This window comes from Janthinobacterium glycogeni (assembly GCF_051380725.1).
Classification (GTDB): domain Bacteria; phylum Pseudomonadota; class Gammaproteobacteria; order Burkholderiales; family Burkholderiaceae_D; genus Janthinobacterium.
Map to the genome: position 1 here is coordinate 854,566 of NZ_JBNYXP010000001.1, position 20,431 is coordinate 874,996.

Annotated in this window: 16 protein-coding genes and 1 pseudogene; 8 read left to right on the plus strand and 9 right to left on the minus strand. The window is 63.6% G+C overall.

The genetic code is table 11. From position 1 onward, the window contains the following. Positions 1 to 14: 14 nt before the first annotated feature. Together ACQ4W4_RS03910 and imuA are read right to left on the minus strand one after the other, a co-directional pair. On the minus strand, positions 15 to 1,502 hold the full coding sequence (locus ACQ4W4_RS03910; RefSeq protein ID WP_436540853.1) for a Y-family DNA polymerase: 1,488 nt from the start codon (positions 1,500 to 1,502) through the stop codon (positions 15 to 17). Continuing rightward, positions 1,432 to 2,142, minus strand: coding sequence for a translesion DNA synthesis-associated protein ImuA (gene imuA, locus ACQ4W4_RS03915; protein ID WP_436540854.1), 711 nt, complete (start codon positions 2,140 to 2,142; stop codon positions 1,432 to 1,434). Before imuA ends, ACQ4W4_RS03910 begins: the two co-directional genes overlap by 71 nt. 206 nt (positions 2,143 to 2,348) lie before the next feature. Here imuA and ACQ4W4_RS03920 point away from each other — a divergent pair, with 206 nt between their 5' ends. Beyond that, on the plus strand, positions 2,349 to 3,614 hold the full coding sequence (locus ACQ4W4_RS03920; protein WP_436540855.1) for a putative Na+/H+ antiporter: 1,266 nt from the start codon (positions 2,349 to 2,351) through the stop codon (positions 3,612 to 3,614). Between the two features lie 34 nt (positions 3,615 to 3,648). Here ACQ4W4_RS03920 and ACQ4W4_RS03925 read toward each other — a convergent pair whose 3' ends face one another. From ACQ4W4_RS03925 to ACQ4W4_RS03935, 3 genes are all read right to left on the minus strand, one after another. Beyond that, a complete protein-coding gene (locus ACQ4W4_RS03925; protein WP_436540856.1) occupies positions 3,649 to 5,682 on the minus strand; it encodes a GNAT family N-acetyltransferase in 2,034 nt (677 codons plus the stop codon). A gap of 83 nt (positions 5,683 to 5,765) precedes the next feature. Then, the gene (locus ACQ4W4_RS03930; RefSeq protein WP_436540857.1) at positions 5,766 to 6,980 is read right to left on the minus strand and encodes an MFS transporter; all 1,215 of its coding nucleotides are present in this window, start codon (positions 6,978 to 6,980) and stop codon (positions 5,766 to 5,768) included. Positions 6,981 to 7,270: 290 nt separating this feature from the next. Then, positions 7,271 to 8,494: an extracellular catalytic domain type 1 short-chain-length polyhydroxyalkanoate depolymerase gene (locus tag ACQ4W4_RS03935; RefSeq protein WP_436540858.1), complete on the minus strand. Its 1,224-nt coding sequence runs from the start codon at positions 8,492 to 8,494 to the stop codon at positions 7,271 to 7,273. Between the two features lie 239 nt (positions 8,495 to 8,733). Between ACQ4W4_RS03935 and ACQ4W4_RS03940 the strand changes: the two genes are divergently transcribed. Beyond that, entirely contained in the window at positions 8,734 to 9,297 is a 564-nt protein-coding gene (locus tag ACQ4W4_RS03940) for a PRC-barrel domain-containing protein (protein WP_436540859.1), read from the plus strand. A 188-nt stretch (positions 9,298 to 9,485) separates the two neighbouring features. Here the strand turns inward: ACQ4W4_RS03940 and ACQ4W4_RS03945 are convergent. Both ACQ4W4_RS03945 and hrpA read right to left on the minus strand, forming a co-directional pair. Continuing rightward, positions 9,486 to 9,578: pseudogene (locus ACQ4W4_RS03945) on the minus strand (DUF3418 domain-containing protein); the annotation flags it as partial. 203 nt (positions 9,579 to 9,781) lie between these two features. After that, positions 9,782 to 13,981 (minus strand): ATP-dependent RNA helicase HrpA, encoded by a 4,200-nt coding sequence (gene hrpA / locus ACQ4W4_RS03950; protein WP_436540860.1) that lies wholly within the window; start codon positions 13,979 to 13,981, stop codon positions 9,782 to 9,784. A 56-nt stretch (positions 13,982 to 14,037) separates the two neighbouring features. On the opposite strand from hrpA, the gene argA reads away from it, so the two are divergent. Continuing rightward, positions 14,038 to 15,348 (plus strand): amino-acid N-acetyltransferase, encoded by a 1,311-nt coding sequence (gene argA, locus ACQ4W4_RS03955; RefSeq protein ID WP_046685875.1) that lies wholly within the window; start codon positions 14,038 to 14,040, stop codon positions 15,346 to 15,348. 45 nt (positions 15,349 to 15,393) lie between these two features. Here the strand turns inward: argA and kdsA are convergent, their stop codons facing one another. Further along, entirely contained in the window at positions 15,394 to 16,239 is an 846-nt protein-coding gene (gene kdsA, locus ACQ4W4_RS03960; protein WP_034750794.1) for a 3-deoxy-8-phosphooctulonate synthase, read from the minus strand. 219 nt (positions 16,240 to 16,458) lie between these two features. On the opposite strand from kdsA, the gene ACQ4W4_RS03965 reads away from it, so the two are divergent. After that, positions 16,459 to 16,731 carry an oxidative damage protection protein gene (locus ACQ4W4_RS03965; protein ID WP_034750797.1) on the plus strand — a complete coding sequence of 91 codons (273 nt, stop codon included), beginning with the start codon at positions 16,459 to 16,461 and terminating at the stop codon, positions 16,729 to 16,731. A gap of 167 nt (positions 16,732 to 16,898) precedes the next feature. Then, positions 16,899 to 17,423 carry a DUF6622 family protein gene (locus ACQ4W4_RS03970; protein WP_436540861.1) on the plus strand — a complete coding sequence of 175 codons (525 nt, stop codon included), beginning with the start codon at positions 16,899 to 16,901 and terminating at the stop codon, positions 17,421 to 17,423. Between the two features lie 35 nt (positions 17,424 to 17,458). Here the strand turns inward: ACQ4W4_RS03970 and rpiA are convergent, their stop codons facing one another. Continuing rightward, a complete protein-coding gene (gene rpiA / locus ACQ4W4_RS03975) occupies positions 17,459 to 18,136 on the minus strand; it encodes a ribose-5-phosphate isomerase RpiA (protein WP_436540862.1) in 678 nt (225 codons plus the stop codon). 208 nt (positions 18,137 to 18,344) lie between these two features. Between rpiA and ACQ4W4_RS03980 the strand changes: the two genes are divergently transcribed. Genes ACQ4W4_RS03980 through ACQ4W4_RS03990 form a run of 3 tightly spaced genes read left to right on the plus strand, consistent with a single transcriptional unit; the run spans position 18,345 to position 20,307 of the window. After that, positions 18,345 to 18,713 carry a response regulator gene (locus tag ACQ4W4_RS03980; RefSeq protein ID WP_070222443.1) on the plus strand — a complete coding sequence of 123 codons (369 nt, stop codon included), beginning with the start codon at positions 18,345 to 18,347 and terminating at the stop codon, positions 18,711 to 18,713. A gap of 2 nt (positions 18,714 to 18,715) precedes the next feature. Further along, entirely contained in the window at positions 18,716 to 19,342 is a 627-nt protein-coding gene (locus tag ACQ4W4_RS03985; RefSeq protein ID WP_070222465.1) for a chemotaxis protein CheC, read from the plus strand. Between the two features lie 5 nt (positions 19,343 to 19,347). Continuing rightward, a complete protein-coding gene (locus ACQ4W4_RS03990; RefSeq protein ID WP_436540863.1) occupies positions 19,348 to 20,307 on the plus strand; it encodes a diguanylate cyclase in 960 nt (319 codons plus the stop codon). The last annotated feature ends 124 nt before the right edge of the window (positions 20,308 to 20,431 follow it).

A 20,431-nucleotide genomic window follows, 5' to 3' on the forward strand; every position in this document is an offset into this window, starting at 1 on the left:
GCAGGACAGCGCCTTCAGCCAAACAAGCCATGCAAAAACCAGCGCGGCGCGGCGTCTTCTCCGCTGCCGGCGATGCGTTCGCGGTAGACCCAGTAATGGGCGTGGTCGAGGCCTTCGGCGATGAAGTAATCGCGCGCCTGCGATTGCCCCCACCAGCCCGCCTCGATGCGCTCGGCGACGGACACCATTTTCAAGGGCGAGCCATAGAAGGGCCGGTGTTCGCGCATCAACAGGGCGATGGGCTGGGCCAGCAGCCAGCCGGGACGGGGCATGCCAGGCAAGCCGGGCGGCAAGTCGGACGGCGCGTTTTTTGCGCCTGGCTTAGCCGGCAGCGGCAGCCACCGGTTGGCCGCCTCGGGGCGGTAATCGGCGCGCGGCGCGGCCTGCAAGACATTTTCCATGCCCAGGCGCGCCACCAGCAATTCGAGCAGGCGCTGGCGCTCCTGCGGCGTACCGCCCGGCTCGGGAAACAGGCTCTCGCTGGGCGGCGCCATCGGCTGCACCTGCAGCGCTTCCAGGGTCAGGCCAATCACGGGCGCGTCCAGCGCCAGCTGCGCCAGGCGCTCCTTCAGCAGGCGCACCAGATGCTCGTCGCGCCAGACGGCCTCGCCCAAGGCCAGGTCGATGACGGTGGGAGCGCGCGCCACCCTGCCCCGTTCGTGCGCCAGCAGCAATTGAATGCGCTCGACGGCGAATTGCCGCGCGCACAGCCAGCCCGTCATTTGCTGCAGCAGGCGGCGCGCGCCGAACAGCAGCGCGTCGGCGTGCTCCACGCGGTCGAACAGTTCCAGGCTGGCGCGGAACGTGGGCGGCGCCTCAATCCATACGAACAATTCCGTGCTGTGGCCATGCGCGTCGTCGAGCATGTCCAGCAAGGCCCCGCCGCAACGGCGCTGCAAGCCGGGCCGGGGCAAGTGGCGCAGCTGCCCCAGGGTGCGGCAGCCGATGCCCTCGAACCAGTCGAGCCAGGGACGCGCGGGCGGCAGCAAGGCGCACGGCAGGCCGTCGAGACGGCGCACGAGACTCTCCATGCCCAGCACGCGGCCCCGGCGCGTGCCGGCGCGCGCCAGCAGCCAGGCGCCGCGCGCCGTGGGGGCGCACGACAGCTGGGCCGTGTAGCCGAGCGCGCGCAAGCTGGCCGCGATGCGCCGGCACAGGGCGCGCACGCCGCCGAACAGGCGCAGGCTGGCGCCCGCATCGACGAGCAGGGTCGCTTCCTCGCCCTGCGCCACCAGCGGCGAATATTGCAGCAGCGCCAGCGCCACCGCCTGCAGGGCCTGCGCTTCCAGCTCGGGCGAACGTTCGTGCAGGCGCGCCTGCGGCGCCAGCATCAGGGCGCCCGCGCGGCGCATGCCCGGCTTGACGCCGGCGGCCAACGCCAGCGGCGACAGGGCCATCACTTGCTCCTGCTCCAGCACCACGCCGAGGCTGTCAGCCGACCAGCGCGGGCAAAACACTTCGAGCGGAAGCCGGGGCAGGCACAGGCCGATCCAGAGTCGCATGGCGTAGCAATAATGAAGGAGGTTGCAGGGGCAGGAACAGGGGCGCGTCGCGCTGCGGTCCCCGGCGCTTGATGAAGCCGATCTCGATGCCGCCGGCGGCCGGACGCACGGACAGGCGCAGCGGCGCGGGCGACGCATCCTGCGCGCCGTGCAAGGGGCGCAGCATGCAGAACAGGGTATTGCCCGACTGCGCGGCCAGATGCAGCCGGCGCAGGCTGTCGGCGCGCACGTGCGATTGCCAGAACAGCAGGGCGCCGCACGTGCCGCTGCGCAAGATGTTCTCGGCCGCCCACAAGGCATCCTTGCTGCCGGCGCTTTTGAGCCACAGCAGCTGCGACGGCGCCACCCCCTGTGCGGCCAGGGCCAGCGCCTGCGGCGGATGGGGCGGCTGCAGCAGCACGATGGGCAAGCCCGGCAGCTGCGCCAGCGCGGGCGCCAGCAGCCGCAATTCGCCGCTGCCCGGCTGCTGCACCAGCAGATCGATAAGGCTGCCGCTGGGCCAGCCGCCGCCGGGCAGCTGCGCGGACAGGGCGGCAAAGCCCGTATCCAGGCAGCGCGTGGCGCCCTGGCCCAGCTGCGATGCGCGCCACAAGGACGGATGCAAGGCTTCCGGCGCGGCCATCAATTCGGAATGTTGCATAATTAAATATAGAGATAAATACTGTATGTATATACAGTACTATCCGGCCCCGCTTTTGGCAAGGCTTATCTGCGCAGCGCCTGCCCGGAGGCCGTCCCGCCATGTCCGAAAAACCCCGTTTCCCGCATCGATTGCTGTACCATAAGCACTCTCCTTACCGCTCGGCAATGCACCGGGCGGCTTCCTCCGTCCATAAGGAAACGCATTTGACCACCATCCAAATCATCAGCGCCATCGTCTTCGGCCTTGCGCTCATCCACACCTTCGCCGCCAAGTCGTTTGAAACATTATCGCGACGCCACCCCCGCCATGCGGGCCTGCTGCACTTGCTGGGCGAAGTGGAAGTCGTGTTCGGCTTCTGGGCCTTCATCCTGATCATCATCATGGCCTTTGTCTCGGGCGGCGATGCGGCCATCGAGTATGCCGAGTCGCGCCATTACACGGAACCGCTGTTCGTCTTTGTCGTCATGGTCGTGGCCGCCTCGCGCCCCGTGCTCGACGCCGTGCAGCGCCTGTTGAAAAGCGTGGCGCGCGTGATGCCGCTGCGCACGGAACTGGCCCTCGTCTGGCTGGGCCTGGCGCTCGTGCCCCTGACGGGCTCCCTGATCACGGAACCGGCCGCCATGACCCTGGCCGCGCTGATGCTGGCGCCGCAAATCTTCCGTCCGGGCATTCCCGAATGGCTGAAATACGGCGCGCTGGGCGTGCTGTTCGTCAATGTGTCCATCGGCGGCACGCTCACGTCGTATGCGGCGCCGCCCGTGCTGATGGTGGCCACCACGTGGAACTGGGACAGCGCCTACATGGCCACCCATTTCGGCTGGAAAGCCGCCATCGCCGTGCTGGTCAATGCCACGGGCGTGAGCATCTTGCTGCGCAAATATCTGCACAGCAACACCTCCGACATCAAGCCGAAAGCCGGCGACGTCGAAGCGCCGAAGGTGCCGCTGGCCGTCAGCCTCGTGCACATGATCGTGCTGGCGGGCGTGGTCACCCTGGCACACCACCCCGTGCTGTTCATCGGCCTGTTCCTGTTCTTCCTCGGCTTCGTGCAGGCCTATGAACGCTATCAAAGCCCGCTGATCCTGAAGGAAGGCTTGTTGGTCGGCTTCTTCCTCGGCGGCCTGGTGGTATTGGGCGGCATGCAGCAATGGTGGCTGCAGCCCATCGTCTCGAGCCTGAAGCCGCTGGCCCTGTTCTTCGGCGCCCTGGGCTTGACGGCGATTACCGACAATGCGGCCCTCACTTACCTCGGTTCGCTGATCGTCGGCATGACGGACGAAGCGAAATACATGCTGATGGCGGGCGCCGTGGCCGGCGGCGGCCTGACCGTCATCGCCAATGCGCCGAACCCGGCCGGCGTGGCCCTGCTGCGCCGCGGCTTCAAGGATGAATCGATCGGCGCCGTCGGCCTGCTGGCCGGCGCCCTGCTGCCGACGGCCGTGGCGGGCCTGGCCTTCCTGGCCTTGTAATCACCACAGTGCGGCGGCCACCCTGGCCGCCGCTTTAATTGCCTTCGTAGACGAGGAAATGCAGCCGGTCATAGAACAGGCTGTAGGCATAGTCGAACGTGCCCACGCTGCGAAAACCCTTGTGCAGATACACTTGCAGCGCTTCGCTCTTTTCCCACACCGTCAGGGTGATGCGCGCACAGCCCTTGCGGCCGGCCAGGTCGCGGATTTCATGGAACATCTGCCTGAATAAACCCTGGCCCCGGTATTTCTCGTCGATGGCCAGGCTGCTGACGAAACAGTCGTCGGCGCGCGCATGCGCGAGCACGAAAGCGTCATATGCGTCGTCGAGCGCCTTCATGTCGTCGCGGTAATAGGACACGGCGGCGCAGGCCTGGAACTCGTCCATCGTCGCGGCCGTGAAAAAGCCGATGAAGCGCCCGTCCTCGTCATGCAGGCCGTGGATGTGCGCCAGATACGGGTCGATGTTTTGCCGCCGCTGCAATTCGACGAACTGCAGATTGAGTTTATTGCCGAACGAGCAGTATTCGAGGTAGCTGGTGGCAAACAACAATTTGGCCATGCGGTTCTTCGTCTCTTCGCCCAGCAGTTCGCCCGCCACCAGCTTGAGCGGCGCATGCGACAGCAAGCCCGCCTGCGTCTCGTCACCGGGCGGGGCGGCATCGCTGGCGGCCGGCATGCGGCTGCCGTGACGGCCCACTGTGGGGCGCCAGAAATTGCCGGCGGCAATATGCTGCGAACGGTGGGCCAGCAGGTAGCGGCAAAAGACGGCATTCACGCGGTCCAGCTGCGGATCGTCCGACAGCACCGAGTAATAGTGAAAATGCTCGATGTCCGCACGCAGCTGGGCCGCATACGCCATGCGCGGCACTTCCTCGATGTCGAACACGTCGACGATGTCGGGCAGGCGCAATGGATCGTCGAGCTGCCAGCCGATCTCGTCCAGCCTGGCGACGCAGCGCGCATACGCGCGCCGCTCCTCGTCGTTCAGGGGGATGTGCATGCCGGTAATGATATCGTCCAACAAGCGCATGCCGCGGATGCCGCCCGCCACCGCTTCCCGCGCACCGTCATACAGCACGCAATAGCGCTGGTAGAACTCGGCATGGCTGAGCACGGTCACGCCCAGGTTCTTCTTCCATTCGGCATAGAACTGGCCGAACAGCTGCGCCTCGAATTGCGGACAGGAACGGGGAATCTGCGCGGCGATGCCCGCATAGGCGAGGTTCACATTGCGCTGGATCACGCGCAGCGCGGCGTCGTTTTTCTTGGCGATCAGCATGCCCGTTTCATCGAGAAACAGATTCATCCAGCTGACATGCCGGCGCTCTTCGCTGTCATTATCCTTGCGCTGGAAATAATCGGGCACTTCCGGCTTCATCAGGAAAATCGTCGCCGGATTATGCGGGATCGTATCGACATCCATGTACAGGCCGCCGTATTCGCACATGATGAGGATGCGGAAATAATCGGACAGAGTGGCGAAGTAGCGCTGCGTATGCAGGGTGTCGAGGATGTCGAAGCGGGCCGGCGCGAAATCGAGCGCCAGCGCGCGCAGCGAGTTGATGTGCAGGGTCGTGCCGCCGATGGCATAGCGGCCTATCGTATAGCGCCCGGCGCCGCCCGTGGGGCTGAAGCGCTCGTCATTGCGCAGCTGCTGCGCATCCCACACCCACAGGATGGAGACATATGGCGCGCCGCCGTTGTGCCGCACTTCTTCCAGCGCCGCGCCCCACTGCCCGATCGCCTCCCCGGCGATGGCCGGCAACGGCCCGCCCATCCAGATGCGGTGCAGGTAGCGCTCGTCCTCGCCGAGCGCGCGCGTGGGGATGCAGCTGAGCGAGGAACAGCTTGCCGCATTGAAATGGTTGAAGTTCAGGGCGACGAAGCTGCGCAGGGCGGCGATGCCCGCCTGGTGTTCCGCGGCCAGTTGTTCCAGGTCGCTGCCGGCCGGCCGGACATCGGCCAGGGTGATGTAATCGAGTTTCAGCCGGTTGATGCGGAACTCGTATTCCAGGTTGAAAATCTTTGCTTGATCGTGTTTTGAGGCCAGGTCATCTATTTTCATGGGCGCACCATTTTCCGCAGGAGAGTGTCAATAAACGTCGCAGGAGGTAAAACAAGGTCGACAACATGCGCATCGTTGCGCCATCAGTGCCGGGCCAGCCGCACCTCGCTTTCCCGGCGCCCCGCCATGCCCCGCGTAAACAACAGCAGGCAGGCGGCGATAACCACGATGACGGGAATATTCAGCAGCGCATACGTTTTCAGCGCATAGCCGAGGCGCTGGCACAGCAGGTTGTACAGTTGCAGCCAGGCGGACAGATAGATGCAGTACAGCAAGCTCATGGCGGCCGTCGTCAAGGTCATCGATTCCTTGCTGGCCGTGATCGCGCTGCGTATCAGGGCGCCGTTGAACAGCCCGAAGCCGATGGAATAGACAAACATGCAGGCCGCAAACACATCGACGTGATGGCGGCCCGCGCCGGCGCCCAGCATGCCGGCCGCCGCGATCAGCCCGCCCATGCGCAGCAGATGGACGAGAGGAAAATCCTGGCGCAGCCGCTGGATGGCGATGCTGCTGAGGACGAAGCCCGACAAAATCACGCATTGCAGCGCGATATAGGTGGCGTAGGACGCCCCCATTTCCTGCAGCACGAAGATGGGCGAAAAACCGATCCAGGCCGTCAGGGGCACGGTGGCCAGCCCGGCCGTGAACATGCCGAACATGAAGCGCCCGTTGCTGAAAATGGCGGCATAGCTGCGCACGATGGCGGCCAGGTCCAGGCGCGTGACCGTGGGCGCCGTGCGCGGCATGGTCTTGAACAGGCCCAGCAAGGACAGCAACGCCAGCAGGCCCGAGAGGAAAAACACGTAGCGCCAGTCCAGCCGGCTGATGATGGCGCTGCCGAGGATGGGACCGGCCAGGGGCGCAAGGATGGTGGTGCTCGACAGAATACTGCTCAGCTTGACGGCGGCCATGTCGTCGAACAGTTCATGGATCATGGCATAGCCGACGAAGATGAAGCAGCAGCCCATGCCCTGAATGAAGCGCACGGCGAGAAATTGCTCGATGGAAGTGGCAAACGGCACGGCCACCGTGGCCAGCAGGAACAAGGTATTGCCGGTGAGTACGAGCTTGCGCTTGCCGATGCAGTCGGCCAGCGGGCCCAGGAAGATCTGCAGCGAACTGCCGCCCAGCAGATACAGGCTCAGGGACAGTGGGACGAACTTTTTCTCCGCCTGGAACTCCTCGACGATGCCCAGCATCGCCGGCATGATCATGTCATTGGACAGATAGATATTCAGTTCGAAGACGAGAAAAAACGCAAAAAACCACAGCAACTGCTTGGACTTGATGGACATGGCGCGTTCCGTAACGTGGGTGGCTGCCGTCAGTGCATGCCGGCCGTCGGGGCATGGGACGGCGAACACGATTTACACTGAAAACGTGTACCAATTGTATACCAGTTCGTATTTTTAACGCCGATTTTTGTATTTTTTAAATACCGCAGCAATACCACTTACAGTAACTCCATGGCATTGCGGCAATGGCGCCTGCCCTGAAAAGGGCGTGTCCAGCATGCCGGCGCGCTGGCGCGGGCATATCGAGGAGGGAAGAACGATGCGTACCAGTCGGCGCGCATCGAGGCGGCCTACCGGCGGCGGTGGCCGGCGAAGAAATCGAGCAGCATCCTGCTGGCGTCGGGCTTGGCCTTGTCGTTGAACGGCAGGCTGGCGTCGCCGCCGCTCCACGCGTGCTCGAGGTGCTCGATCTGCGCCACGCGCAGCAGCACCTCCTTGCCCACCTGATAATCGTGCAGCGCGTACGCATGGGCCGGATTGCGTCCGCCCGCCGCCCCGCCCGGCAGCCGCTGCGCCGTCACCATGGTATCGGCGGGCATGCGGTTGACGCGCACGCTCTGGCGCACCAGCTGCGTCTGGTTAATGGGACGCACCACCTTGTCGGCCAGCCCTTGCAGCAGGATGGTGGGCAGGCGGGGGAACGCGGGCTGGCGCGCCAGCACTTCATCGATGGCCGCATCGGCACGGGCGGCTGCGCCATGCTGCATCACGCCCAGCGCGCCGATCAGGTTATGGCCGGCGCCAAACACGGGGCCCGAATGCAGGCCCAGCGCGGCGAACAGATGCGGGTGATTCAGGGCCACGATATGCGCCATGCCGGCGCCGGCGGAAATGCCGCAGATATAGATGCGCGCGCGGTCGATCGCATGGCGGGCCGCCACCTGCTCGATGGCGCCGACGATCAGGCGCACGTCGCCGCCGCCCTCCTGCGTCAGCTTGTCGTACCACTTCCAGCAGCGGCGCGCATGCGAGCGCAGCGATTGCTGCGGATACAGCACGGCATAGCCCTTGCGCTCGGCCAGGCGGTTCATGCGCGTGCCGTCGGCAAACTGCGTGGCGCTCTGCTCGCAGCCGTGCAGCATCACCAGCAGCGGCCGGCCACGGCTGCGCATGGCGGCGCTGGGCGCTTTTTCGGGCAGGTATAAAAAATAAGGCAGGCGCCGTCCGGGCAACTGCCCCAGCTCCGGCAACGGCGCATAGTGGGCGGCCAGCCACTTGCCCGGCGGGGGCGCCGTTCGCTTGTGCACGCGCGAGGGCGACAGGGGCGTGGCAAACGGCGCCAGCGAGGGCAGCGCATCGCTGGCGGGCCTGGCGCGCGGCGTCGCCCTGGTCTTGGCCTTGGTGTTGACCCCGGTCTTGACCACGGTCTTGACCACGGGCTTGCTGCGGGGTTTGGCCCTGGGCTTGGCCGGCACGGGGCCGAACAGCACCTTGGCCAGCTTGGTTGCCGTGCGCTGCTGCGCCTTACCGGCGCGCAATAGCCCGCGCAGCCATTTGGTGGCGGGCTTTACCATGGCACGCGGCGCAGGTGTCGTTGTGGAGCATACCGCAAGTTCATCCCTGTGCATCGTTGCATCGTCAGCATGTGCGGCCTCCTCCGTAGAACGCATAGAGTACCGCAATTGGCTGACCACACCGTACGTTTGCGCACGGATAAAAGTGCCCCAGGCACCATTGAGGCAGATCAAACGCAAACAGGTCCGTATGCTTAATCTGGATGTTCGATCAGCACTTCACACGAGGAGAGAACACCATGAGCTATCTGGATCGCGACATCCTGGGCATGTACCGCAACCACGACGGCCCGGGACCAGCCCTGATGGGAGCCGACACCCTGATCGGGGACGAAGTCTACAATCACAACGACGAGGAGCTGGGCGACATCAAGGAAATCATGCTCGACATGCGCACCGGCCAGATCGCCTATGCCGTGCTGTCCTTCGGCGGCATCCTGGGCATGGGCGACAAATTGTTTGCCGTGCCCTGGGAACGCCTGACCCTGGACACCGTCAACAAGCGCTTCCTGCTGAACGTCGACAAAGAGCTGCTGAAAAACGCTCCCGGCTTCGACAAGAACAACTGGCCCGACATGGGCAGCGATGCCTGGAACCAGCAGATGGAAGCGTTCTATGGCAGCGGCACGCGCTACGGCAGCATGGCGGGCAGCCGCATGCCATCGGGCAGCGACCTGCGCGGCGGCGCCAGCCTGCAATCGGGCAGCGAAGGCAGCCTGTCCGGCAGCTCCATGAGCGGCAGCCGCGCCGGCACCAGCAGCCAGAGCGGTTCGCGCTCATCGCTCAGCGATGATGAGAGGTAGAACCTAGGTCGGGTAGGTCGGGTAGGTCGGGTAGGTCGGATTAGCGGCGCAGCCGCGTAATCCGACACCACCAGCGGCACGGTTAACACCGCCAAACCGTCAACCCGGCTGACACCACTAACACCGCACCATCGTCGGGCCAACGATGGCGTCGGATGACGCGCGCCCTGCGGACGCGCTAATCCGACCTACCGCTGCATCGATTCCCACGCCTTCTGCAAACGCTTGGCAGAAACAGGCATCGGCGTGCGCAATTACTGCGCAAACAGCGATACGCGCAGTCGGGTAGTCGGGTAGTCGGGTAGTCGGGTAGTCGGGTAGGTCGGGTAGGTCGGATTAGCGGCGCAGCCGCGTAATCCGACACCACCAGCGGCACGGTTAACACCGCCAAACCTTCAACCCGGCTGACACCACTACCACCGCACCACCGCCGGGCCAACGATGGCGTCGGATGACGCGCGCCCTGCGGACGCGCTAATCCGACCTACCGCTGCATCGATTCCCACACCTTCTGCAAACGCTTGGCAGAAACGGGCATCGGCGTGCGCAATTCCTGCGCAAACAGCGATACGCGCAGCTCTTCCAGCATCCAGCGGAAGTCGACGAGTTTCGGGTCCGTGTTCTTGCCGGCCTGGCGGTCCTTGGCCTGGCGCAAGTACGGCGCGGCGGCCGATTGCCATTCGGCCATCAACTTGGTGTCGCGTGCGGGGTCGGCGCGCAGTTTTTCCAGGCGCACATTGATCGCCTTCAGATAACGGGGGAAATGCGCGAGCTGCGTGTACTCGTTTTCCGTCAGGAACCGTTTATGCACGAGTCCCTGCAGCTGCGCCTGGATATCGGTCGCTGCCGCGGCAGGAATATTCTGCAGGCGCTTGGGCAAGCCGTGGAATTCCGTCAGCACTTGCGACAGCAGGCGGGCAATTTCATTGACCAGCAAGACCAGGCGCGACTTGCCTTCCGCCTGGCGCTTGGCGAACGAGGCGGCGTCCAGCGGCAGCGGATCTTGCAGGCAGGCGATATCGAGCGCCTTGTTGATGATTTGCTCGCGCAACTCTTCCTGCGATCCCAGGGCCATGAATTGCATGCCCATCTGCTGCAAGCCGGGGATGCTTTTCTCGACGTACTTGATCTGCTCCTTCATTTGCAGCGCAAATAAACGGCGCAAACCGATCTTGTGCGTGCGGGCGGCCACGGTCGGGTCGTCGAACACTTCCAGGTCGCAATGCGTGCCCTTGTCGACCAGCGCGGGGAAGCCGATCAGGGTCAGCTTGCCCTGCACGATTTCGAGCAGCTCCGGCAATTCGCCGAAGGTCCAGGCCGTCAAGCCCATGTGCTGCGAGACGGTGGCATTGCCTGACGCCGGCGCAGCCGCGCCCTTGGCCGGCGCACCGCCCCTGGCGCTGGCGGGGTTCTGCGCTTGTGCCTGCAGCCGCGACGCCACTTGCGCGCCCGCCACCTTGGCACCCGGCGTGCCCGCGCCGGACACGCCCGACACTTCGGCCAGTTTCTGGAAACTCTGGCGTGCCTGGCCGCCGAATTCCGCCTGCAGGGTGGCCAGGTTGCGGCCCATGTCCAGCTGGCGGCCATGCTCGTCGATCACCTTGAAATTCATGAAGTGATGGGCAGGCAAGGTTTCCGGCTTGAAGTCCGTCGTCAGCACATTGATCGTGATCTGCGTGCGGATGTCGAGGATGATGGCGTCGATCAGATCGCCGCGGCCGAACACGCCCGCTTCGTGCACGCGCTCGCAGAATTTCGCCGCGTAATCGGGCAGCGGCACGCAGTGGCGGCGCAGTTTTTGCGGCAAGGATTTTAATAGCAGATGCACTTTTTCCTTCAGCATGCCCGGCACCAGCCATTCGCAGCGCTCGCGCGGCAACTGGTTCAAGGCATACAGGGGCACGCTCAAGGTCACGCCATCGCGCACGCTGCCCGGCTCGAAGTGGTACGTGAGGCCCATTTCCAGGCCCGTCACGGACATGGTTTTCGGGAACAGGTCCGTCGTCACGCCGGCCGCCTCGTGGCGCATCAGCTCTTCGCGGTTCAGGTACAGCAGCTTCGGGTTTTCGCGCGTGGCTTCCTTGTGCCATTTCTCGAAACCGGCGCCATTGCACACGTCCGCCGGCAGCAGCTTGTCGTAGAAGGCGGCGATCAATTCATCGTCGACCAGCACGTCCAGGCGGCGCGACTTGTGCTCGAGGTTTTCGATGTCCTTGATCAATTTATGGTTGTGCGCAAAGAACGGCGCGCGCGTGTCGAAGTCGCCGCCCACGAGGGCGTCGCTGATGAAGATTTCGCGCGCTTCCGGCAAGTTGAAATTGCCGTAGTTGATGCGGCGCTGGCTGTACACCACCAGGCCATAAAGAGTCGCCCGTTCGGACGCCGTCACCTGCGCCGAGCGTTTTTCCCAGCGCGGCTCGCCCCACGATTTCTTCAGCAGGTGCTCGCCGACTTTTTCCAGCCACTCGGGCTGGATCTGCGCCACGCAGCGCGCGTACAGCCGCGTCGTGTCGACCAGTTCGGCCGCCATGATCCACTTGCCCGGCTTTTTCAGCAGCGAAGAACCGGGCCAGATATGGAACTTGATGCCGCGCGCACCCAGGTAGCCCGCACCAGGCTCGTCCTCGCCCTTGAAGCCGATATTGCCCAGCAAGCCGGTCAGCAAGGCCATGTGCAGGTTGTCGTAGGTGGCCGGCGCTTCGTTCAATCGCCAGCCCTGCTCCTTGACGATGGTCAGCAGCTGCGAATGCACGTCGCGCCATTCGCGCAAGCGCATCTGCGACAGGAAATTCGTGCGGCAATTGTCTTGCAGCTGGCGGTTGGTTTTCTTGTGCTCGATGGCGGACTCGAACCAGCGCCAGATCTTCAGGTAGCTGAGGAACTCCGACTTTTCATCGGCAAACTTCTTGTGCGCCTCATCGGCCGCCTGCTGGTGCTCCATCGGGCGGTCGCGCGGGTCCTGCACAGACAGGGCCGAAGCGACGATCAGCACTTCCGTCAGACACGCGTTATCGAGCGCGGCCAAAATCATGCGGCCCACGCGCGGGTCCAGCGGCAGCTTGGCCAGCTTGTTGCCCAGCGGCGTGAGTTTATTGACTTCATCGACGGCGCCCAGTTCCTGCAGCAATTGATAACCGTCGGCCACGGCGCGCGCCAGCGGCGGCTCGATGAAGGGGAAGGTTTCCACGTCCGTCAAGTGCAGCGACTTCATGCGCAGGATGACGGCCGCCAGCGAGGAGCGCAGGATTTCCGGCTCCGTGAATTTCGGCCGCAGCAGATAATCCTGCTCTTCGTACAGGCGGATGCACACGCCGTCGGCCACGCGGCCGCAACGGCCGGCGCGCTGGTTGGCGGCGGACTGGGCGATCGGCTCGACCTGCAGCTGCTCGACCTTGTTGCGGTAGCTGTAGCGCTTCACGCGCGCCAGGCCCGCGTCGACCACGTAGCGGATGCCGGGCACGGTCAGCGAGGTTTCCGCCACGTTGGTGGCCAGCACGATGCGGCGCGCATTGCTGGTCTTGAACACGCGTTCCTGCTCCTCGGCCGACAGGCGCGCGAACAGGGGCAGGATCTCCACGTGCGGCGGGTGGTGCTTGCGCAGCGCTTCGGCGCAGTCGCGGATTTCGCGCTCGCCCGGCAAGAACACCAGCACGTCGCCCGAGCCGATGCGGCACAGCTCTTCCACGCCATCGACGACGGCATCCATCAGGTCGCGCTTTTCGCGCGCGGCGGCCGTGCGCTGCCCCGGCTTGTCAGGATTGGCGGCACCCGGCATGGCCACCTGTTCGCGCTCGACGGGACGGTAGCGCACTTCCACCTGGTACAGACGGCCCGACACTTCGATCACGGGTGCCGGTTTTTCCGGCGTGCCGAAATGGCGCGCGAAGCGCTCGGCGTCGATGGTGGCCGAGGTGATGATGATCTTCAGATCGGGCCGGCGCGGCAGCAGCTGCTTTAAATAACCAAGCAGGAAGTCGATGTTCAAGCTGCGTTCATGCGCTTCATCGATGATGATGGTGTCGTAGTTTTTCAACAGCGGGTCGGTCTGCGTCTCGGCCAGCAGAATGCCGTCCGTCATCAGCTTGACGGACGCGCCACGGCTCAGGGTGTCGTTAAAGCGCACCTTGAAACCCACGGTTTCGCCCAAGGGCGTGCCCAGTTCCTGCGCGATGCGCTTGGCCGTCGACGAGGCGGCGATACGGCGCGGCTGCGTGTGGCCGATCATGCCCTTCTGTCCGCGTCCCAGTTCCAGGCAAATCTTCGGCAATTGGGTCGTCTTGCCGGAACCCGTCTCGCCCGAGACGATGATCACCTGGTTGTCCAGCAAGGCCTTGGCGATTTCCGCGCGCCGGCCCGAGACGGGCAAGTCTTCCGGATACGTGATCGGCGGCAGCGGGTTGCGGAAGGCTTTTTCCGCCTCGCGCGCGGCGCGCGCCGCATCGCGGGCTTCGCGGCTTTCCTGCCCCTCGCGCGGCGGACGCGCGGCCTGGGGCTTGCCCTCTCCCGCGCGCTGCTGCTGTTGCTGTTTCTGCTGCTCCGCGCGCGGCGGCTGCTGCCTTTGCTGGCTCACGGGCGGGCGCTGGCGGCCCTGCGCAGGCGTGGCGGCAGGCGTGGCAACACCGCCGCTGGCGGGCACATTTGCAACGTTGGAAGGAGGGGAAAACTTATTGCTGGCTGAAGACATTGTTTTTTACAGGTATTTTAAGCGCGCACATCGCGCAGCGAATTATAATGCGCTTAATGGAAAACCCTACCCAATTCGTCCAATGGCTGCGCTCCGTCGCGCCCTACATCCACGCCTTTCGCGGCAAGACCTTCGTGGTCGCCTTCCCCGGTGAACTCGTCAGCGCCGGGGCGCTGCAGGTGCTGGCCCATGATTTGTCCCTGCTGCATGCGCTGGACATCAATGTCACCGTCGTCTACGGCTCGCGGCCGCAGGTGGCGGAACAACTGGCCTTGCGTAACGTCGAAGGCCGCTTCCACAACGGCGTGCGCATCACCGATATCGCCGCGCTGGAATGCGCGAAGGAAGCCGCCGGCGAGCTGCGCCTCGATATCGAGGCCGCGTTCAGCCAGGGCTTGCCGAACACGCCCATGTCGCATGCGGCCATCCGTATCATTTCAGGCAACTTCATCACGGCGCGCCCGCTGGGCGTGATCGATGGCGTGGACCTGGAACTGACGGGCATCACGCGCAAGGTCGACGCCGAAACCATCCATTCCATCCTCGGTTCGGATGGCCTGGTGCTGCTGTCGCCGCTGGGCTTCTCGCCCACCGGCGAAGCGTTCAACCTGACCATGGAAGACGTGGCGTGCAGCGCCGCCATCGCCCTGCACGCGGACAAGCTGATTTTTATTACCGAAACGCCGATGATGGAAGACGCCACCGGCGTGGAAATCCGCGAACTGTCGTCGCACCAGGCCGAAGCCGTGCTGATGGCCGGCTTCCTGCCCGACGCCACGGCGTTTTATCTGAAGCATTGCGTCAAGGCATGCCACAACGGCGTCGAGCGCTCGCATATCGTGCCGTTCTCGATGGATGGTTCGGCCCTGCTGGAATTGTTTACCCATGATGGCGTGGGCACGATGATCAGCCATGAAAACCTGGAAAGCCTGCGCCAGGCCACCATTGAAGACGTGGGCGGCATCATCAAGCTGATCGAACCGCTGGAAGCGGACGGCACTTTGGTGAAGCGGGGCCGCGAGCTGATCGAGCGCGAGATCGACTATTTTTCCGTCATCGAGCATGACGGCGTGATCTTCGGCTGCGCCGCCCTGTACCCGTTCCCTGCGCAAAAGATGGCGGAAATGGCATGCCTGACGGTCAACCCTGAAGTGCAGGCCCAGGGCGACGGCGAGCGCATTCTGAAACACATGGAGAACCGCGCGCGCGCCGCCGGCCTGAACAAACTGTTCGTGCTGACCACGCGCACCTCGCACTGGTTCAAAAAACGGGGCTTCGTGCCGGCCACCGTTGACGATTTGCCGAAGGACCGCCAGCATATGTATAACTGGCAACGCAAATCCCAGGTGCTCATCAAGACACTGTAAAACTGAAAAAGCCCGGCATGCCGGGCTTTTTTTACATTCAGATCGTTATTTGATATTCAATGGCGCAAACGATTTGACCAGGTCATCGAGCGCCTTCAATTGCGCCAGGAACGGTTCCAGCTGGTCCAGCGGCAAGGCGCTGGGGCCGTCGCAGCGGGCGTTGTCGGGATCAGGATGGGCTTCCAGGAACAGGCCGGCGATGCCGACGGCCAGGCCGGCGCGCGCCAGGTCCGCCACTTGCTGGCGGCGGCCGCCCGAAGCGGCGCCGCCGGGATCGCGCTGCTGCAGGGCGTGCGTGACGTCGAAGATGATGGGCAGGTCGTCGCAGGTCTTTTTCATGACGCCAAAGCCCAGCATGTCGACCACCAGGTTGTCGTAACCGAGACAGGTGCCGCGGTCGCACAGGATCAATTGATCGTTGCCCGCTTCCTTGAATTTCTCGACGATATTGGCCATCTGGCCTGGGCTGAGAAATTGCGGCTTCTTGATGTTGATGACTTTGCCCGTTTTCGCCAGGGCCACGACGAGGTCCGTCTGGCGCGCCAAAAAGGCCGGCAGTTGCAGCACGTCGACCACTTCGGCCACCTGCTGCGCCTGCCATGGCTCATGCACGTCGGTAATCACGGGCACGCCGAACGCCGCCTTGACGTCCTGGAAGATGCGCATGCCTTCTTCCAGGCCCGGTCCCCGGTAGGAATGGATCGAGGAACGGTTGGCCTTGTCGAAGCTGGCCTTGAACACATAGGGAATGCCCAGTTTTTGCGTGACGCGCACATATTCTTCGCAGGCGCGCATGGCAAGATCACGCGATTCGAGCACGTTGATGCCGCCAAACAGCGCGAAGCTGCCGGTATTGCTGACATCGATGCCATGGACTTTCACTGAGGTCATAGGGATTCCATATTGGTTAATTATTACTACTTGCTTGGAAGAGGCGCCGCCAGCGGCTGGCGCGATAAGGCATCTTACTAGCTAGGGCCGCGCAGATCAAATTTGATCCAGCGCAAGGGCGCGGCAAACGGCGTGTCGCCGGGCCGCGACGGCCCCGCGAGGGCAGGCGCAAAGTGCCTTATAATCACGCTTTATCTCTACACTGATTCAGGAGCACAGATGGCCCGCACGATCCACTGCATCAAACTCAACAAGGAAGCCGAAGGACTGGATTTCCCGCCGTACCCGGGCGAACTGGGCAAAAAGATTTACGAATCCGTGTCGAAGGAAGCATGGGCCGCCTGGCTCAAGCACCAGACCATGCTGGTCAATGAAAACCGTTTGAACCTGGCCGACGCGCGCGCCCGCAAATACCTGGCCACGCAGATGGAAAAGCATTTCTTCGGCGATGGCGCCGATGCGGCCATGGGTTACGTTCCACCTACGGAATAAGCTGTATCGCTTGCCCGTGACCGCGTCACGGGCAGTTTCACCTGCGTTTCACGCCTTCCTCCGCCGGTTCACGGCACCGCCTCCCCGTTTCGTCGCACACCGCTCGCCGCCCATGCCGCCCGCTGGCACAGTACGCCCATCGACAACCTCACTCCAAGGCGGACACCATGTTGCAGCAAATCTTCAGCCACACTCCCCTCTACGTCTGGGCCATCCTGGGCTTTCTCGTCTACCGGGGCGTGCTGGCCAGCCGTGCACGCGAGGTGACCTTGCGCAAGCTGTGCATCATTCCCCTGGTCATGCTGGCCCTGTCGCTGAGCGGCGTGCAGGGCAGTTTCGGCCTGGCCGGCGTGGCGCCGTTCGCCTGGGCAATCGGCGCCCTGGCCGGGGCGGCGCTGGCATGGACCTTGACCGATGCGCGCCAGATCGTCGCCATACCCGCGCGGGCCAGCGTGCAGCGTCCCGGCAGCTGGGCGCCGTTGATCTTGATGATGAGTATCTTCTGCATGAAGTATGCGGTGGCAGTGACGCTCGCCGTCGCGCCGGCCTACGCCCATGCGAGCGGCTTCATCGTGCCCGTCTGCCTCGCCTATGGCTGCTTCAGCGGCATTTTCCTCGGCGGCTTGCTGCGCACCGTGGCCGTGTACCGCCAGGCGCACATGACAAGCGGCCCGCAAGGGGCCGCCGTGTAAGACCAACGCATTGCCGGCGCACGCCGGCTATCGTCTTAGTATGCCAGGGTACGCACGCCTTCCGGCATGCCAAGCAGGCAGACATTGGCGCCGCGCACGGCGAACAAGCCGACGGCGATGACGCCGACGATCTGGTTGATCTGCTGCTCCAGCGCCACCGGGTCGGTAATTTTCAAGCCCAGCACGTCGATGATCTCGCCGCCGTTGTCGGTGATGAATGCTTCCGTGCTGCCAGGCTTCAGGCGCAAGCGGGGCGTGCCGCCCAGCGCGGCCAGCTGGCGCGAGACGGCGGCGCGCGCCATCGGCACCACTTCCACCGGCAGCGGGAAGGCGCCCAGGGTTTCCACCAGCTTGGAGCCGTCGGCGATGCAGACGAACTGTTTCGCGACGGACGCGACGATCTTTTCACGCGTCAATGCCGCGCCGCCGCCCTTGATCATGGCGCCGCTGGCCGTGATTTCATCGGCGCCATCGATGTAGACGGCGATCGTCTCGACGTCGTTCAAGTCGAAGACGGGAATGCCATGGCCCGCCAGGCGCGCGGCCGTCGCTTCGGACGACGCGACCGTCCCCTTGATGCGGTCCTTGATCTTGGCCAGTTCATCGATGAAAAAGTTGGCGGTGGAACCGGTGCCGACACCGATGATTTCTCCGTCCACCACATAGTTAATGGCGGCGCGGGCTACGGCTTGCTTCAATTCGTCTTGGGTCATGGCAAAAAAAGGCTAAAGTGAGGAATGCCGCTATTTTAACGGATTGCCAGCCCGGCCAGCCGGCCATGATGACGGACCATGCGATGGAATACAACAGGCAAGCGGGAAAACTTTGCCTCAAGGCAATTCCCAGCCAATTACTCTCTATGCCCCCTAAAATATGCGAAAATGGCACGATAGTCCCGATATGACGTTCCAGGAATAGCACATGAATCACAGTAAGCAGGTACTTGTTGTCGATGACAGCCGGGTTTCACGTTTGATGTCGCATCAATTCATCCTCAGCAAACATGCCGACTGGCAAGTGATTGAGGCGGCGACGGGTGAGGAAGCCCTGGAAAAAGTCAAGACTGTCAGCCCTGTGCTGATATTACTGGATGTCAACATGCCCGGCATGGGCGGTGTGGCGGCGGCGGAACAATTGCGCGCGCTGTGCCCGCAAACGCACATCGTTCTCGTCACGGCGAATGTGCAAAACGCCATCCGCAACCGCGCCATCGAACTTCGTGTCGGCTTCATGGAAAAACCGATCACGGAAACCCGCATCCACCAGCTGATCGAGTCACTGGGACTGTGAGCATGGTCAATCTCTCCGAACTGGAAAACGATGCCCTCGTAGAGATTTTCAACATCGGGGTGGGCCATGCGGCCGCCGCGATGAGCGAGATCGTCAATGAAGAAGTCACCATGTCGGTGCCGTCGATCACCTTCCTGAACCGTGCCGATGCGGCCGCCCTGCTGGGCAGCAAGAAGGATGGCGAACGCATCTGCGGCGTCAGCCAGCATTACGATGGCGCCTTCGCCACCGAAGCCATCCTGATGTTTCCCGAAGATAAAAGCCTGGAAATCGTGCGCCTGATGGTGGGCGATGCCATGCCGCTGCAGGAACTGACGGAGATGGAACAGGAAGCGATGAGCGAAATCGGCAACATCATCCTCAATTCCTGCGTAGGGACTTTGGCCAACCTGTTCGACAGCGAACTGCATGGCTCGCTGCCCCTGTACCATGTGGGCACCAGCGCGGAAATCCTCTCCTCGTTCGGCGGCCACGATGACGAGGCCGTCGTACTGATGCTGCATATCGACTTCGTGCTGTCCAAGCACCAGATCCACGGTTATGTGGCATTCGTGCTCGACTTGTCCGCCTTGCACGACCTGAAGCAGCAGGTCAGCCACTACCTGGCCAAGGTCCTGGGACAGGCGTGACGATCATGCCGGATGCCTTACACCGACTCGCCCTGCTCGAGAGCATACTCGGCGCCGTCAACCTGGGCGCCATCGTGCTCGACGAGCAGCACCGCATCGTGCTGTGGAACCACTGGATGGCGCGCCACTCGGCGTGCCAGGCCGACGCCGTGCTGGGCCAGGATTTCTTCACCGTCTATCCGGAGCTGCGCCACAAGCGCATCGATTCGGCCATCACCCAGGCCCTGCGCGACAATTTCCAGTCGCTGCTGTCGCAAACCCTGCACAAGGCGCCGTTTCCCCTGTACACGCATGGCGCGGCCGAAGGCCGGGAGCGCATGCAGCAGGCGATCGCCGTCACGCCGATCAATTTGCCCGCTTCGCCGCGCCACTGCCTGATCCAGATCAATGATGTCACCATCGCCGTGGGCCGCGAAAAGCTGCTGCGCGAGCAGACCATGGTATTGCGTTCGCAAACCTTTGCCGACGGCTTGACGGGCATCGCCAACCGCCGCCACTTCGACGTGGCGATCGAGAAGGAAATGCGGCGCGCCATGCGCACGGGCAGCCCCCTGTCGCTGCTGATGATCGATATCGATCACTTCAAGGATTACAACGACCATTACGGCCACCAGCAAGGTGACGATTGCCTGATACGCGTGGCGGCCGAACTGGCCGCCATGCTGCAGCGTCCCACCGACTTGCTGGCGCGTTATGGCGGTGAGGAATTTGCCGCCATCCTGCCCGACACGGACGCGACGCAGGCGCTGCGCATGGCCGAGGCGATCCGCCGGCACGCGGCCGGACTGCGCATTCCGCATGCCAAGACGGGCAATGAAGTCAAGCACATCACGGTCAGCATCGGCATCGCCACCCAGCACCCGCAGCAGCAGCCGACCATCTCCGCCCTGATCGGCGCCGCTGACCGCGCGCTGTACCTGGCCAAGGGCGCCGGGCGCAACCGCGTGATGGTGCAGCCGCTGTAAAAAAAGCAACGCAGGGCAAAGGATTCCAGTAGACATCTTCATGGCGTGTGCGTAGACTCGTCATTGATTGCAGCAACAATAACAAGAATTTATCTGTGGTATCTATCCCTGCGCATGGCTCACC

What these genes read in the sequence shown, in the direction of transcription:
- ACQ4W4_RS03985 (WP_070222465.1), top strand. Translation starts at nt 18,716, where the DNA reads ATGGTCAATCTCTCCGAACTGGAAAACGATGCCCTCGTAGAGATTTTC.
- argA (WP_046685875.1), top strand. Translation starts at nt 14,038, where the DNA reads ATGGAAAACCCTACCCAATTCGTCCAATGGCTGCGCTCCGTCGCGCCC.
- ACQ4W4_RS03935 (WP_436540858.1), bottom strand. Translation starts at nt 8,494, where the DNA reads ATGGTAAAGCCCGCCACCAAATGGCTGCGCGGGCTATTGCGCGCCGGT.
- imuA (WP_436540854.1), bottom strand. Translation starts at nt 2,142, where the DNA reads ATGCAACATTCCGAATTGATGGCCGCGCCGGAAGCCTTGCATCCGTCC.
- rpiA (WP_436540862.1), bottom strand. Translation starts at nt 18,136, where the DNA reads ATGACCCAAGACGAATTGAAGCAAGCCGTAGCCCGCGCCGCCATTAAC.
- ACQ4W4_RS03965 (WP_034750797.1), top strand. Translation starts at nt 16,459, where the DNA reads ATGGCCCGCACGATCCACTGCATCAAACTCAACAAGGAAGCCGAAGGA.
- ACQ4W4_RS03990 (WP_436540863.1), top strand. Translation starts at nt 19,348, where the DNA reads ATGCCGGATGCCTTACACCGACTCGCCCTGCTCGAGAGCATACTCGGC.
- ACQ4W4_RS03925 (WP_436540856.1), bottom strand. Translation starts at nt 5,682, where the DNA reads ATGAAAATAGATGACCTGGCCTCAAAACACGATCAAGCAAAGATTTTC.
- ACQ4W4_RS03970 (WP_436540861.1), top strand. Translation starts at nt 16,899, where the DNA reads ATGTTGCAGCAAATCTTCAGCCACACTCCCCTCTACGTCTGGGCCATC.
- ACQ4W4_RS03940 (WP_436540859.1), top strand. Translation starts at nt 8,734, where the DNA reads ATGAGCTATCTGGATCGCGACATCCTGGGCATGTACCGCAACCACGAC.
- ACQ4W4_RS03910 (WP_436540853.1), bottom strand. Translation starts at nt 1,502, where the DNA reads ATGCGACTCTGGATCGGCCTGTGCCTGCCCCGGCTTCCGCTCGAAGTG.
- kdsA (WP_034750794.1), bottom strand. Translation starts at nt 16,239, where the DNA reads ATGACCTCAGTGAAAGTCCATGGCATCGATGTCAGCAATACCGGCAGC.
- hrpA (WP_436540860.1), bottom strand. Translation starts at nt 13,981, where the DNA reads ATGTCTTCAGCCAGCAATAAGTTTTCCCCTCCTTCCAACGTTGCAAAT.
- ACQ4W4_RS03980 (WP_070222443.1), top strand. Translation starts at nt 18,345, where the DNA reads ATGAATCACAGTAAGCAGGTACTTGTTGTCGATGACAGCCGGGTTTCA.
- ACQ4W4_RS03930 (WP_436540857.1), bottom strand. Translation starts at nt 6,980, where the DNA reads ATGTCCATCAAGTCCAAGCAGTTGCTGTGGTTTTTTGCGTTTTTTCTC.